The sequence below is a fragment of the Microbulbifer maximicatervae (SeqCode) genome (assembly GCF_052467065.1).
Map to the genome: position 1 here is coordinate 763,470 of NZ_CP174299.1, position 14,604 is coordinate 778,073.

A 14,604-nucleotide genomic window follows, 5' to 3' on the forward strand; every position below is an offset into this window, starting at 1 on the left:
CGTAACATATGAGCCACATCCTCATCGTCGAAGATGAAGCCATTATCCGAACGGCACTGCGCAAGCTTTTAGAGCGGCACCGCTACAAAATCAGTGAAGCGGGTTCTGTGAAGGAGGCGCTCACCAAGTACCGACTCAATGAAGTTGACCTGGTTATCTCCGATCTGCGCCTGCCCGGCGCACCGGGCACCGACCTGCTCAAGCACGCCGGTGATATTCCGGTACTGATCATGACCAGTTACGCCAGCCTCCGCTCTGCAGTGGACTCCATGCGTATGGGGGCCGCCGACTACATCGCCAAACCCTTTGATCACGACGAAATGCTCGCAACCGTCCGCCGGGTCATTGGCAAAGCGGAGCAGAATCGCGCCCAGCCCGTCAACGAGAAAGAAAATACCGGCACTATCGCCGGCATGATTGGCAGCAGCCCTGTGATGAGGGAGCTCTACGGTCGCATCCATAAAGTTGCCCCCACAGACGCCACCGTCCTGGTCCACGGTGAAACCGGTACCGGTAAGGAATTGGTTGCCCGGGCTATTCACGAGGAGAGCCGCCGGGCCAACAAACCGCTGATCTCCGTCAACTGTGCCGCGATTCCCGACACACTGATTGAATCTGAGCTGTTCGGCTACGAGAAAGGCGCATTTACCGGTGCCCAGAGTTCCCGCGAGGGACTGGTAGCGGCAGCCGATGGAGGAACCCTGTTCCTCGACGAGATCGGTGAGCTGCCCCTGGAGGCACAGGCCCGCCTGCTGCGTGTATTGCAAGAGGGCGAAGTGCGGCCAATCGGCTCGATCGAATCCCGCAAAGTGGATGTGCGCCTGGTAACAGCCACCCACCGCAACCTCCGCCAGTTGTCAGCGGAGCGTAAATTTCGAGAAGACCTCTACTACCGCATCAATGTGGTGCAAATGACGCTTGCCCCCTTGCGCGAGCGAGGCAGAGACGTCCTAGCACTGGCAGAGCACCTGTTGGAAAAGTTCTGCACCAAGATCGAGCGCCCTTTATTGCGCTTGTCACCGGAAGCCATCCAGGCTGTTACCACCTACACCTGGCCCGGTAACGTGCGTGAATTGGAGAACGCCATCCAGCGCGCTGTAATCCTAACGGATAAGAACAGCCGCGAAATCGACCACAAAACCCTGGATATCGACCTGGACCTGGTACCGATCGAAGAGGCCGACGGCATCCCGCGCCCCCGCAGTCTGCACACTGACCCCCGTGAGGACCTGTCCCTGGAAGACTACTTCGCCCGCTTCGTTATTGAGCACCAGGACACCATGAGTGAGACAGACCTGGCCAAGAAGCTGGGTGTCAGCCGCAAATGCCTGTGGGAACGACGCCAAAAGCTGGGTATTCCCCGCAAGAAGAGCCGCCGCAGCGCCGCCGCAGAAGCGTAAAACTAACGCTATCCCCAGGGGGCTTCGCCCCCTGCTCCCAATCCGTCCTCACCTGTCAAACTCCTTCGGCCACTTTGTTACCCCACCCCCACAGGGGTTACCAACCAGAGTGTTACCCACACCCACCCAGAAGTAACAACTCTCGCACCTTCCGTAACGCAATGGCTCTCAGAAAAGTTCCGTCAAATTTCGTAAAGATCGTAACTTATTGATTTATAAGGATTTTTAAAAGTTGGCATACTAAGTGCTTTACTCTTAGTACAAAAATTGAAAACAGCCAACAATAAAAATAAATGACTGTTAAAAGCCCTATAACAACTAACAATAAGTGGGGCGAAACATAATAAAAATAATGGGGCGGCCGACAATAAAAGCAATGAGTGGCCAAAACCGCAAGAACAACAATAAACAATAACAATAAAACTCAAGAAGAATAAGAATAACAACAAGCGCGTTGCAAACTGACTGAACTGTACCTGGGAGAGGGTGTTTGCTTGAAAGCAAATTGAGAGCGCAAGGAAGCCGCTGCCTTCATACTGGTAATAATAATTCCCATATTTCTTTTCCCCCGAACTTACAGGCACCCGCATATTGCGGGCGCATTCCTTTGCGTGTGTTAGAATCGCGCCCGCGAGTCCCAATCTCTGAGGATAAACAGCCACTGAGGCTCCTTTCCGGACTCGCTCCTGGGGTAGCCCAGGTATAGAGGCTCCAGCAGTGCCATCGTGAATCTCCCCAGAGGGACCACCACTTATACAGGCCGCCAACCAATGCGTGGCCAAGCACAGCGGGGCTTTCCCGGCCATCCCTAAATGGCAGCAGTCAACATAGACAGCCGTATGCTCAACAACCTGATTAGTAGTATCAAACGCTGGCGCAAGCCGGCCAGTAAAGGCCCCAGGGTTATCGCCCGCAACGACCACAGCATCTCGCGCCGGGAAATCAGCCGCGCGGCCTTAACCGTTATGAAGCGCCTTCAGGATGCCGGATACCAGGCGTATATCGTAGGTGGAGGTGTGCGCGACCTGATGCTCGGCGGTCACCCCAAGGATTTTGATGTGGCCACCGACGCCACTCCAGAGCAGGCCAAGGTGCTGTTTCGCGGCGCCCGCATTGTCGGTCGCCGCTTTCGCATCCTGCACGCCCGTATAGGCCGTGAAGTTATCGAAGTGACTACCTTCCGCGGTCACCACAGCGATGGCGAGACCCACGAGGCCAAGCAGTCCGAACACGGCATGCTGCTGCGTGACAATGTCTATGGCGACCTGGAAAGTGATGCCATGCGCCGGGATTTCACGGTCAACGCGCTCTACTACACCACCAAAGGGTTTGAAATCCACGACTACACCGGCGGTGTCGAGGATATTGAAAAGCGCCTGATTCGAATGATCGGCTCCCCAGAGGTCCGCTACAAAGAAGACCCGGTGCGCATGCTGCGCGCAGTGCGCTTCGCCGCCAAGTTGGATTTCACTATTGAAGGCAAGACGGAAGCCCCCCTGCACGAGCTGGCGCCACTGTTACGCAATATTGCCCCGGCTCGCCTGTTCGATGAGATTCTCAAGCTGCTGATGAGTGGCCACGGAGAGCGCACCTTTGAGCTGCTGCGCCAGTACCAGCTCTGGCAACACCTGTTCCCGGATAACGCCGCACAAATTGAGGCCAACAACGCGGCCCTGAAACTATCCCAGCAAGCCCTGCGCAATACGGACCAGCGTATCCGCGCCGATATGCGTGTTACCCCAGCGTTCCTCTACGCCGCCCTACTCTGGCCTGCGGTGAGCACCGAGCAACAAAAGCTGATTGCCAAGGGCACCCCGCCAGCGCCAGCGCTGGCCCAAGCAGCACAAAAAGTTACCAGTTCACAGCTGGCCCACACCGCTATTCCCAAGCGCTTCTCAATCCCAATGCGGGAAATCTGGGACCTGCAACAGCGCCTGCCCCAGCGCGGTGGCAGTCGGGCCCAGCGCTTACAGGAACACCCCCGTTTCCGCGCCGCCTACGACTTCCTGTTGCTGCGGGAAGAAAGTGGCGAGATTGAAGCGGGCCTGGGCAAATGGTGGACCGACTTCCAACAGGCTGACGATGAGCAGCGCCAGCAAATGGTACGCAAGCTACAGCGCACAGGCAGCGGTGGGCGCCGCAACCGCAACTCTCGCGGCCGCCGTCGCAAGCCGAGAGCAGAACAGTAATGGAAACGGTATACATCGGCTTGGGCAGTAACCTGGCAGAGCCCGGCAAACAACTGCGCAGCGCCCTGTCGTCCATGGAGCAAATCCCCAGTACAGAATTATTGGGGTGTTCGAGCTTTTACCGAAGCGCCCCGGTCGGCCCCGGCGATCAACCCGATTACATCAATGCCGTCGCAGCATTGAAAACAGCACTGTCCCCGCTGGCACTACTGGACCAGCTCCAATCTATCGAGCTGTCCCACGGGCGCGAGCGCTCCATCCGCTGGGGCGCCCGCACCCTGGACCTGGATATCCTGTTGTTTGGGGAATCTCAAATCGATGAGCCCCGCCTACAGGTCCCACACCCGCGCATGGCCGAGCGCAACTTCGTACTGCTACCCCTTTCTGAACTGGCTCCCGCGATGGAACTGCCCGGATTGGGAGCCCTTCCAGCACTCTTACAGGGCTGCCCGGAAAACCGCCTGGAAAAGGTTTGATCGACTGAGGCTCCCCAACTACTCGACGGGCGGCCCTCTCAATAGTACTTTTGCGTTTGCAACTCATCAGGGAAGACCCCAGACAAAGAGGAGTCGCTCAAGTGGTTATCGAAAAACCCGAGACCAGCACAGCTGAACTCAACCGGTCTAATAAAACACCGCCTAAGTTTATCGCGGTGGAAGGCAATATTGGTGTGGGAAAAACCACACTGGCAAAGAAGCTGGCCTCCACATTCAATTACGACACGCTGTTGGAATTACCCGAGGAGAACCCCTTTTTGGAGCGCTTCTACCGGGACCCCCAAAACGCCGCACTGCCCACCCAGCTGCACTTTCTCCTACAGCGATCACAGCAAATCCAGGCACTGCGGCAGGACGATATCTTTGAGCCGGTGCGGGTGTCGGACTTTTTGATCGAAAAGGACCAGCTGTTTGCTGAAGTCACCCTGGATAAGGATGAGCTGCACCTGTACCAACAGGTGTACAGACACCTCACCCTGGAAGCACCCAAGCCGGACCTGGTGATCTATTTGCAAGCCCCCCTCGATGTGCTACAAGCCCGAATCCGCAATCGGGGAATCCCAGCTGAGCAGGCGATAAGCAATGAGTACCTCGCCACCCTCAACAACGCCTACACCCGCTTTTTCCATTTTTACGATGAGGCGCCTCTACTCATCGTCAATACCGAGGAGATCGACATTGTCGATAGCCCAGAGGACTACCAACAGCTGGTCGAATATCTGTTCACGATCACCAGTGGCCGGCACTATTACAACCCAGGAAGTTAATCGTTATGTATGCACCCTCTGAATTAGAAAAGCTCGTAACCGTTCAAACCCTGCGAAAAATGAAAGCGAATGGTGAGAAGTTTATTACCGTTGCTCTCTACGATGCCCCTATGGCTGCGATGGCACAAAAGTCCGGGGTTGAGACACTGCTCGTCGGAGATTCCCTGGGCATGACCGTGCTGGGTTACGACAGCACCGTGCCAGTGACGATGGAGCAAATGATTTACCACGTCGAGGCGGTCGCGCGCGGCAATAAGAAGTCCCTGATTATGGGGGATATGCCGTTTATGACCTACGCCACCCCAGAGCAGGCACTCCAGAATGCAACCCGGATCATGCAGGCCGGTGCACATATGGTGAAGATTGAGGGAGGCGCCTGGCTCGCCGACACCGTGAAGATTCTTACTGATCGCGGTATTCCCGTTTGCGCCCACCTGGGCCTCACCCCTCAATCAGTACACAAACTGGGAGGCTATCGCGTTCAGGGGCGCGACGAAGAACACGCCAAGCAAATCCTCGAAGACGCTCTACAACTCGACGAAGCCGGAGCTGATCTGCTGGTGTTGGAATGTGTACCCGCCGACCTGGCAAAGCGTATTACCGAAGCCGTATCCATGCCCACCATCGGCATAGGCGCGGGCCGCGACTGCGATGCCCAGGTACTAGTAATCAATGACATCCTGGGCCTCACCCAACAGCCCCCCAAGTTTTCCAAAAACTTCCTGGTAGAGGCCGAGGATATTCCCGGGGCCCTGCGCAAATACGCCGAGGACGTCAAGCAGGGCGTTTTCCCCGGCGAGGAACACATATTTAAATAATACTCCCCTCATCCGGGTGCTTCTCACCCGGTATTTTTCTGCGGCAGGTCCCACCTGCCGCTCTCAAGCGGTAACACTATGACTTTCGACCAACTAATCCAGGATTGGCTCTCGACCAATGGCGCCACTTCTGTGCCCGAAGGCTGGACCCAGGGGCGAGCTACATTTGGCGGCCTTGTAGCCGCAATGCTGTATGAGCAGATGGCTTCAGAGCTGCCCTCTGAGAGCAGCTTACGCTCTTTTACCACCTCATTCGTAGGCCCGGTTGCCCCGGGGGAGATTAACACCCGTGCGGATGTCCTCCGCGCAGGCCGCTCTGTCACTCAGGTACAGGGGCACCTCGATCAGAATGGTGCCGTTATGCTGGCGGGCCTCGCCAGTTTTGGTCGCGGCAGGGAGTCATCCGTTCTCGCCAAAGGTCCCTCAGCACCGGAGTACCCCACCCCGGATAAATGCCTGCCCCTGCCCTATATCGAAGGTGTAGTACCGGAGTTCACACAGAAGTTCGATTACCGTATCGCATGTGGGAGCCTCCCTTTCAGCGGCGCGAAAGAGAGAGTTTTAGGTGGCTGGGTACGATTTAAGGATGGCAGTAAAGGCCGTACCGGTATCAGCCACTTACTCGCACTGATCGATGCCTGGCCACCGGCGACACTCCCGATGATGAAAGAGCCGGCTCCCGCCAGCTCATTAACATGGACAGTGGAGTTTATGGAGCCACTCCCAGAGCACACCGCTTCTGACTGGTGGCAATACGAGGCCGAAGTGGAACAGGCTGAGGATGGCTACGCAGTAATACAGGCCCGCTTGTGGGATGCCGATGGACGTTTAACCGCCCTCTCCCGCCAAATGGTCACTATCTTTGGTTAACCAGCACTCGTCGATCAACTATCCCTTTACCGCCACTCATTGAGTGCCTTGGCTCCACGGATGGAACCATTTAAACGGTCCTAAAGAATTTTGTAACTTTTCTGCAGCCTTCAGATAACTCTAAATAATACTTCCCGATCCTGCTTAACCCGCCTAACGAATCAATTATTACCTGCATAAAAATATACAACTTTCGTGATTTTTATTATTTTTTTATGAAAAAAATAATTCGCGCCGCCCTTACAGAAAAATAAAATAAAAAAAACCTCCTTTACTCCAATTTGTAATCTACGCTATCCATCATCCCCTCCATCGAAAACAAAGGGGCCGCCAGAGAAACGCCCCAATTTTCGACCCCACTACAAAACCGTCGGTAATAACAAAGTTGGAGAGCAATAATGATAAAAAGAATATTTTTTTCACTCACACTTCTATTCAGCCATTCCGCCGCAGCAGTAGATTTTGAAGACGTTTGGGATGCAATTACTTCTTGTAACTGGTTTGAATTTATTGATGATGTCGACGATACCGGCTCAAAAGACCTGGACGGCTATGAATACGGTGACACTGAATTTGCCGATGCCAATTCAGGCAGCTTTGACATGATCGTCTACAACATGGATGGATTTTTGGAGTGTATAGGCGGCAACAGCAAGTCTGACTTCAAACAAATTATTAACACTTTTGATAATAACCCCAAAGACCTCTGGTTGATGCAGGAGGCTTGGAGCAAAACCAAAGCCAATTATCTGGACGACGACGACAAGCTCGATAACGACACAGTCCCCTATCGCTCCAAACACTGGAAAGGCACTGGTACCAGCTTTGGCAATGGCCTGCTGACCTTTTCCAAGTTTCCGTTTGACCGAGATAATCGCGATGACGACGACTACACCTTCGCCACTTATGAGGAGGAAACTTTTGATAAGTGCGCAGGTAATGACTGTGATACCGAAAAAGGCTTTACCGTAGCAAAAGTTGAAGTGACCAAAAACTTCCATGTCCATGTGTACAACACCCATATGGATGCAGGACACCAAGACGATGACCTAAATGCCAAAGCCAAGCAACTCGACCAGATTGCCGATATGATCGTCGCCCATTCTAGTAATGCCACAGTCATATTAGCCGGTGACTTCAATATGGCGTTTGATGAAAATGACGATGGCTGGCGCGGTACAAACTACCAAACTTGGAAAGCATTTTTTGCCAAAACCGGCGGCAAGCATGCCTGCCAATATATGTTATCTGGCAGCGACACCAGCTTGGAAGCCTGTGCTGATGAACTTCAGGACGATACCGATCATGTCGTCGTTATTAATAACAACCCCAATTACACGCTGGACGTAACCAATTACTACATTGGCTCCGCAGAGTACACAGGGCTGAGCGACCACGACCCAGTATTTGTAGACTTCTCATGGGTTAAGCACTAAACGAGCGGCTCACAGCCTCTTCCGCAGGGGATCGGAAGGGGCTTAACCAATTTACCGACAGAGTGAACGACACCGGACTGAAAACACAATCCAGCTACAATTTTGCTTATTGAGGAGAACTTTAACCCACGCATAAACCGCATGCTTGGCGGGAAGGGCTTTCAGTGGACAGGATTAAGAACCTAGTTGTCGGGAGTGGTCCTGCGAGTATCGCTACAGTCAAGGCATTGCAAGATATTGGGCAAGAAGTTGAAGTCATTGACGTCTCATATGATCTTGAACATCACATTAAGCACCAGGTTCACTCCTTATCGCAAAAACATGTGGACAGCTGGAAAGATGAAGAAAAAAAACGGATTTTCCCTCCCCCCAAAGTCTCCAGCAGCGGCGTAGAAAGAAGGTATATCTTTGGGTCTGACTTTCCTTACAGAACCCCAGAACATTTTCAAGTCAACACAACCAACTGCAACACAGAGTTTTCCCATGGCTTTGGTGGCCTTGGAAACGTGTGGGGTGCAGCCATCCTTCCCTACAGCGAGCGCCAATTAAGAAACTGGCCACTCTCCCTAAGTGAACTGGCCCCATCTTATAAAAATGTTCTCCGATTTATGCCAATAAGTGCGGAGCCAGACAACCTCCAGACAAAATTCCCACTGTTTTCGGAAAATTATGAAACCCTGAAAAGAAACCCAGCAACGGATTTTATATTGCAAAAACTCACCAATGTCGAAGACAACCTCCGGGGCAATGGCATTGAGTTTGGTCGGGCTCGTTTAGCCGTGGATGCAAGTTCTGGCAAACGTGGATGTCGATATTGCGGACACTGCCTTTACGGCTGTGCATATCAATCCATCTTCAACCCCAAAACATTATTTGAAGATTTGCAAAAGGATGGTTTGACCATACACCAGGGATTTGTTGTATTGGAGCTAAAAGAGAACAAAGAGGGAGTGGAAGTTATTGCAGTTAGTATAAACGATGGAAAGGTATACAGTTTTTTTGCAGAAAAAGTCTTCTTGGCTGCGGGGCACTTCGCCACAACCACTATCGTAGCAAGATCCCTTAACCTGCTAAATACACCTATCGAGATTCAAAGCAGTCAATATTTCTTTTTTCCTTTTCTAACCTATAAAAGACACCACTATGAAATTGAGTTCACGTTAGCAGAAATTTTCCTGGAAATAGAAAACGCAAACATAAGCCCAGAACAGATTCACCTTCAATTATATGGTCGCAGTCAAATCATTGAAGACCAGGTTGAAGCTTTATTGCCATCATTTATCTCAAAAGATCTTGCCTTGGACCGTCTATATATCATTCAGGGTTTCTTATCTTCGGAAGATTCGGACACTCTGGAATTGACTTTAACTAACAAACGCCCAGATAGCTCTACAGTAGAAATAAAAGGGATTGAAAACCCCAGGGCCCGGTGGGTTATAGCAAGAACTCAGTCATTGATAAGGCGCAGTTTAATTAAATTGGGGGTGGTACCTCCCTTTTATTTGAAAGTACTTCCTCCGGGGAAAAGTTACCATAGCGGTGGAAGCTTCCCAATGAAGGGGGAACATGAAACCTTTTTCTCTGACCTGTTAGGACGGCCTGCAAACTTCAAAAACGTCCATATTGTGGATTCCGCTAACTTCCCCAACATTGCAGGTTCAACCATTGCTTATACAATAATGGCAAATGCAGATCGAATTGTAAGATCTATAGAGTTTTCGTAATTAACTGCTATATCGCCAAAATTCGAAAGCAGCGAAAGAACGCTACAACCACTTTTTCCAATAGAATAAAGCGACTTGTCCAGCCAATGCCACCACCAGCAAGATACAAAAAGCAATAAAGCCCAATGATGACTGCCCCCAGGGAATACCACCGACATTAATCCCAAACAATCCAGTGAGAAAGCTCAGAGGCAGGAAAACTGCTGCCACCACTGATAGTACATACATACGACTATTCAACTGATCTGAAGTGCGACTCAACAATTCCTCCTGAGCGATTGCCGCGCGCTCCCTTACCGCATCGATATCGTCGATATGGCGCTGTAATCGATCATTTACCTCTCCCAGGAGGGCGTGGCTGTGCTCATCAAACCAGGATAGGGATTCCTGCTGCAAACGCCCGAGCACCTCCCGCTGCAGGCATAAGTAGCGTCGCAATACGATAGTTCTCTTGCGTAGCCGAACCAGTAGGGAAGAGAGCTCCGAACCTCCCTTATCTAATAACAGGTTTTCCAGGTCATCGATTTTTTCTTCGAAGTCTTCGGCCCGATCACACATACGCAAGACCAACAGATCTGCCAGGGACATCAAAAGAGCCGCAGTTCCACGGGGACCAAAGCCACTGCGCAAGCGAGAAAGCAAGTCATCCTCTGACAGCAACTTCCGTCGGCCGGTACTGATAATACGGTTTTCCTCGGCCCAAATGCGAATGGCGATCATATCCTTTGCGCGCGGCTTGGATTTTCGCTCAATGCCGTACATAGCCAACATCAGCCCCTGATCCACAGTCATTACACAGGGGCGCGTTGTCTTCGCAGACAGGGTCTCTATCGCCGTAGCTGTGAGTCCACTATCCTGTTGCAGCCACTCGACGGTGTTCGTGCTGTCGTAGTCAAAATGCAGCCAGAGAATTCCCTGATCAGGTTGCCAGGATTTCACCTCTGCCCAGGAAAGCTCTCGGCCCGAGCCTTTGCGATCGAGTAAGACAGCGTAGACCAGACCAGTTTCCATAGGCTCTCATATCACCTGATATTGATTGGAGCATCACTTTCTTTGCGCGACTTATTTGCTGAGATGGGCCAGCTCTGCGGCGTTCTGCTCCCAGTTTTGACCATCGAAAGGTTCTACCTCCAAGTCTCCGGGTCTCTCATCAAAACAGCGCGCATTAAGACTATAGCCATCCGGGTTGGAGCGCGGCACATAAAAAGACTTAACGCCGCAATGGCGACAAAACAGGTGCTTGGCCACTCCCGTATTAAACGTATAACAATCCAGGTCTTTTTCCCCAGACTCCAGCTTAAAGTTTTCAGCGGGAATAATGACGTGCAGAAAACCCACTTTCTCACACATCGAGCAATTGCACGCATGGGCTACCAGTTTCTCCTCTGAGTCGCGCTCGTGCCGCGCCCGATAGCGAATAGCGCCACAGTGGCAACCTCCGCGAAGTTCAGTAGTAACTTTACTCATTTGAATTATTGTCCTTTTCAAATAACGGGCGGGCAGCCAACAGTGAAAACAGCGAAAGGCCCAGCAGCAGGTGGAACCAGTTTGTACGCGCCAAGCCCAGCACTCGCGGAGCGCCGGTACCCACAAACAATCCATCCATTGCAATGACTACTGCCCCTGCCCCCAGTAACAAAGGACCCGGTGGCGATAGTCGTCGCGGTGACATCAATTCCATCATTGCAACCCACAACCACAACAAAAGCCCCAGGGCGGAAAATACCTCTGTCACTTCCTGCGGCGATAACCTGCCACTTTCCGAGACGCCAATAGACGAGGCCAATACCAGCACCAGCACTACATAAGCGGGTCCCCGGGTACTCTGTCCAATACCTATCTCGAAACGTGCCCAAACCAACCCTATTCCAATTAGCAACAGCGAACTAAACCCGGATAGTTGCAGTAAAGCCCGGTGTAATTGGGTTGCCCCGGGATCAATACCGTAGCGATAGGCACCGACAATCGCGGAGACAGCGATAAATAGAAGACCCGCCATCACCAAGAGTGCAGCTGATTGGAAGCGAGCATTGGTAAGACGCCAGTACTGATTGGCAATCAGCAGTGCGGCGAGGGTGAGGAGAATGTCGATCAGCCAGAAGTTGTCCAATGTTTTGCCCTTTTTTTCCAGAATTCTAATAGAAAACCGGTAATAAGCGACAATTCCGCTTCGGCAGATACAAAAAAACCCGGCTTAAAAGCCGGGTTTTTTCAGTCCGTAGACTTAAGCTTCGTCGGAAGCTTGCTTGGCTTCTTCAGCGGCAGCTGCATCGGCCTTGGCTTCCTTGATAGAAAGCTTGATACGTCCACGCTGGTCAACGTCGAGTACTTTAACCTTAATCTTCTCACCTTCACTCAGGTAATCAGTTACGGCATTTACGCGCTCTTCAGCGATCTGGGAGATATGCACCAGACCGTCTTTGCCCGGCAGGAAGTTAACGAACGCACCGAAGTCTACGATACGTACCACGGTACCTTCGTAGATAGCGCCAATCTCAGCTTCCGCAGTGATCTCCTCGATGCGGGTTACCGCCGCTTCCAGGCTCTCACCGTCTTCACCGAAGACCTTGATAGTGCCGTCATCTTCGATATCAATGGAGGCGCCGGTCTCTTCAGTGATGGAGCGGATAGTCGCACCGCCCTTACCGATCACGTCGCGGATCTTGTCCGGGTGGATCTTCAGGGTCGCGTAGCGCGGTGCGTTCTCATTCACGGTGGTACGGGAAGAGTCGATCACCTTGTTCATTTCCGCGAGGATGTGCAGACGCGCGTGCAGAGCCTGCTCCAGAGCGGTCTCCATGATCTCTTCGGTAATACCTTCGATCTTGATGTCCATCTGCAGCGCGGTCACACCAGAGGCGGTACCCGCTACTTTGAAGTCCATATCGCCGAGGTGGTCCTCGTCACCGAGGATATCGGTCAGAACCGCGTAGCCTTCGTCTTCCTTCACCAGACCCATAGCGATACCGGCTACCGGTGCCTTCAGCGGAACACCCGCATCCATCAGCGCCAGGCTGGAACCACAGACGGAAGCCATGGAGCTGGAACCGTTGGATTCAGTGATCTCGGAAACCACACGTACGGTGTAGGGGAAGCTGTCCGGGCTCGGCAGAACTGCAGCGATACCGCGACGAGCGAGGCGGCCGTGACCGATTTCGCGACGACCGGTAGCACCTACACGACCCGCTTCACCTACAGAGTAGGGAGGGAAGTTGTAGTGCAGCATAAAGTAGTCTTTGCGCTCACCTTCCAGGGCGTCGATGATCTGTGCATCGCCAGTGGAACCGAGGGTAGCCACTACCAGAGCCTGGGTCTCACCACGGGTGAACAGCGCAGAGCCGTGGGACTTGGGCAGAGCGCCAACTTCCACAGCGATCGAACGTACAGTTTTGCTGTCGCGACCGTCGATACGGGGCTCGCCGCGAACGACAGCGCCGCGCACCAGCTTCTTCTCCAGCTTGCCGAAGTAGCTTTTTACCAGATCGGCGCTAATTTCTTCAGTAGCCAGGGCTTCAGCGGCTTCGCTGCGCAGTTCCGCCAGGCGGGTGCTGCGCTCTTGCTTGTTGGTGATGCGGTAGGCTTCGGCAACCTTCTCGCCAAATTGAGCGTCCAGGGCAGCTTTCAGCTCGGTGTTTTCCGCCGGAGCCTGCCAGTCCCACTGGGGCTTGCCCGCTTCCGCTTTCAACTCTTCACAAACCTTGATAATGGCCTGCATTTCCTGGTGTGCGTAGAGTACGGCACCCAGCATGATGTCTTCCGGCAGCTCCTGGGCTTCGGACTCCACCATCAGTACGGCGTCTTTGGTACCGGCAACGACCATGTCCAGCTCGGAGGTCTTCAGAGCTTCGTAGCCCGGGTTCAGCAGGTAGCCGTCTTGCTGGGTGTAACCCACGCGCGCAGCACCGATTGGGCCTGCGAAAGGAATACCGGAAACAGACAGCGCTGCGGAAGTGCCGATCATGGCAGCGATATCCGGGTCCATGTCCTTCTCAGCGGAGAGAACAGTACACATCACCTGAACTTCGTTCATAAAGCCGTTCGGGAACAGCGGGCGGATCGGGCGATCGATCAGACGGGAAGTCAGGGTTTCTTTTTCAGACGGGCGGCCTTCACGCTTGAAGAAACCACCGGGAATTTTGCCAGCCGCGTAGGCTTTTTCTTGATAGTGCACGGACAACGGGAAGAAGCCCTGATCAGGCTTGGCTTCTTTAGCGCCGACAACAGTACACAGGACAACAGTCTCTCCCATGCTAACCAGGGCAGCACCGGTAGCCTGGCGCGCGATACGGCCGGTCTCGATGGTGACTTGGTGTTGTCCGTATTGGAAAGTTTTGCTTACTGGATTCACTAGTTTTTTTCCTATTTCCTTACGGTTACTGGCCCATTCCAGTAACCCCTACAGTGGTTGCCTGGATAGAAGTTCCAAACCTTCAATCCAGAGCGATACGGGGATGTACCGCTACCGACCCGGGTGGCCGGTGCAAACGCAGCACATCCGCCGGGATATTTGCCCCTGGGGTTGTGTTGCGAAACTGCCGAAAAGTGACAACAGCGCCACTTTTCAGCAAGCATTAAAGAAGAAAGCCCGCCAGAGGCGGGCATTCCAGGGTCTTAGCGACGCAGGCCGAGCTTAGCGATCAGCTGTGCGTAACGGTTCAGATCCTTGCGCTTCAGGTAGTCCAGCAGCTTGCGACGCTGGTTTACCATGCGGATCAGACCACGGCGAGAGTGGTGATCCTGCTTGTGCGCAGAGAAGTGACCCTGCAGTTTGTTGATGTTGGCAGTCAGCAGGGCTACCTGGACTTCCGGAGAACCGGTGTCGCCTTCAGATTGGCCGTGCTCTTTCAGGATTGCTGCTTTTTCTACTGCAGACAGTGCCATAACGATTAACCTCGTCGTAATA

General features: G+C 53.0%; 14 protein-coding genes. 8 read left to right on the top strand and 6 right to left on the bottom strand.

Annotated elements, in window-relative coordinates; translation table 11 throughout:
- Window positions 1-8: 8 nt before the first annotated feature.
- Entirely contained in the window at window positions 9-1,400 is a 1,392-nt protein-coding gene (locus ACJJI1_RS03520; protein WP_444907386.1) for a sigma-54-dependent transcriptional regulator, read from the top strand.
- A gap of 182 nt (window positions 1,401-1,582) precedes the next feature.
- Here ACJJI1_RS03520 and ACJJI1_RS03525 read toward each other — a convergent pair whose 3' ends face one another.
- Window positions 1,583-2,062: a hypothetical protein gene (locus tag ACJJI1_RS03525; RefSeq protein WP_444958558.1), complete on the bottom strand. Its 480-nt coding sequence runs from the start codon at window positions 2,060-2,062 to the stop codon at window positions 1,583-1,585.
- A 150-nt stretch (window positions 2,063-2,212) separates the two neighbouring features.
- Between ACJJI1_RS03525 and pcnB the strand changes: the two genes are divergently transcribed.
- The 7 genes from pcnB to ACJJI1_RS03560 all read left to right on the top strand — a co-directional run bounded on the left by pcnB (window position 2,213) and on the right by ACJJI1_RS03560 (window position 9,701).
- Complete coding sequence (gene pcnB, locus ACJJI1_RS03530; RefSeq protein WP_444918100.1) at window positions 2,213-3,589, top strand: polynucleotide adenylyltransferase PcnB; 1,377 nt, start codon at window positions 2,213-2,215, stop codon at window positions 3,587-3,589.
- Window positions 3,589-4,065 carry a 2-amino-4-hydroxy-6-hydroxymethyldihydropteridine diphosphokinase gene (gene folK, locus ACJJI1_RS03535; RefSeq protein ID WP_444958559.1) on the top strand — a complete coding sequence of 159 codons (477 nt, stop codon included), beginning with the start codon at window positions 3,589-3,591 and terminating at the stop codon, window positions 4,063-4,065. Before pcnB ends, folK begins: the two co-directional genes overlap by 1 nt.
- Before the next feature lie 101 nt (window positions 4,066-4,166).
- A complete protein-coding gene (locus ACJJI1_RS03540) occupies window positions 4,167-4,853 on the top strand; it encodes a deoxynucleoside kinase (RefSeq protein ID WP_444911442.1) in 687 nt (228 codons plus the stop codon).
- 5 nt (window positions 4,854-4,858) lie between these two features.
- Complete coding sequence (gene panB / locus ACJJI1_RS03545; protein WP_413663177.1) at window positions 4,859-5,671, top strand: 3-methyl-2-oxobutanoate hydroxymethyltransferase; 813 nt, start codon at window positions 4,859-4,861, stop codon at window positions 5,669-5,671.
- A gap of 78 nt (window positions 5,672-5,749) precedes the next feature.
- The gene (locus tag ACJJI1_RS03550) at window positions 5,750-6,541 is read left to right on the top strand and encodes an acyl-CoA thioesterase (protein WP_444958560.1); all 792 of its coding nucleotides are present in this window, start codon (window positions 5,750-5,752) and stop codon (window positions 6,539-6,541) included.
- Between the two features lie 398 nt (window positions 6,542-6,939).
- Window positions 6,940-7,977, top strand: a complete 1,038-nt coding sequence (locus ACJJI1_RS03555; RefSeq protein WP_444907381.1) for an endonuclease/exonuclease/phosphatase family protein — start codon at window positions 6,940-6,942, stop codon at window positions 7,975-7,977.
- A 164-nt stretch (window positions 7,978-8,141) separates the two neighbouring features.
- Window positions 8,142-9,701, top strand: coding sequence for a Rossmann-fold NAD(P)-binding domain-containing protein (locus tag ACJJI1_RS03560; protein WP_444958561.1), 1,560 nt, complete (start codon window positions 8,142-8,144; stop codon window positions 9,699-9,701).
- 42 nt (window positions 9,702-9,743) lie between these two features.
- On the opposite strand, the gene ACJJI1_RS03565 is transcribed toward ACJJI1_RS03560, so the two are convergent.
- The 5 genes from ACJJI1_RS03565 to rpsO form a co-directional block, all read right to left on the bottom strand.
- Entirely contained in the window at window positions 9,744-10,712 is a 969-nt protein-coding gene (locus tag ACJJI1_RS03565) for a zinc transporter ZntB (RefSeq protein ID WP_413663181.1), read from the bottom strand.
- 51 nt (window positions 10,713-10,763) lie between these two features.
- Window positions 10,764-11,168 (bottom strand): GFA family protein, encoded by a 405-nt coding sequence (locus tag ACJJI1_RS03570; RefSeq protein WP_413663182.1) that lies wholly within the window; start codon window positions 11,166-11,168, stop codon window positions 10,764-10,766.
- A complete protein-coding gene (locus ACJJI1_RS03575; RefSeq protein WP_413663183.1) occupies window positions 11,161-11,811 on the bottom strand; it encodes a hypothetical protein in 651 nt (216 codons plus the stop codon). The genes ACJJI1_RS03570 and ACJJI1_RS03575 overlap by 8 nt, the downstream gene beginning before the upstream one ends.
- A 114-nt stretch (window positions 11,812-11,925) precedes the next feature.
- Window positions 11,926-14,049 carry a polyribonucleotide nucleotidyltransferase gene (gene pnp / locus ACJJI1_RS03580; protein WP_444918105.1) on the bottom strand — a complete coding sequence of 708 codons (2,124 nt, stop codon included), beginning with the start codon at window positions 14,047-14,049 and terminating at the stop codon, window positions 11,926-11,928.
- A 263-nt stretch (window positions 14,050-14,312) separates the two neighbouring features.
- A complete protein-coding gene (gene rpsO, locus ACJJI1_RS03585; protein ID WP_252083174.1) occupies window positions 14,313-14,582 on the bottom strand; it encodes a 30S ribosomal protein S15 in 270 nt (89 codons plus the stop codon).
- Between the last annotated feature and the right edge of the window lie 22 nt (window positions 14,583-14,604).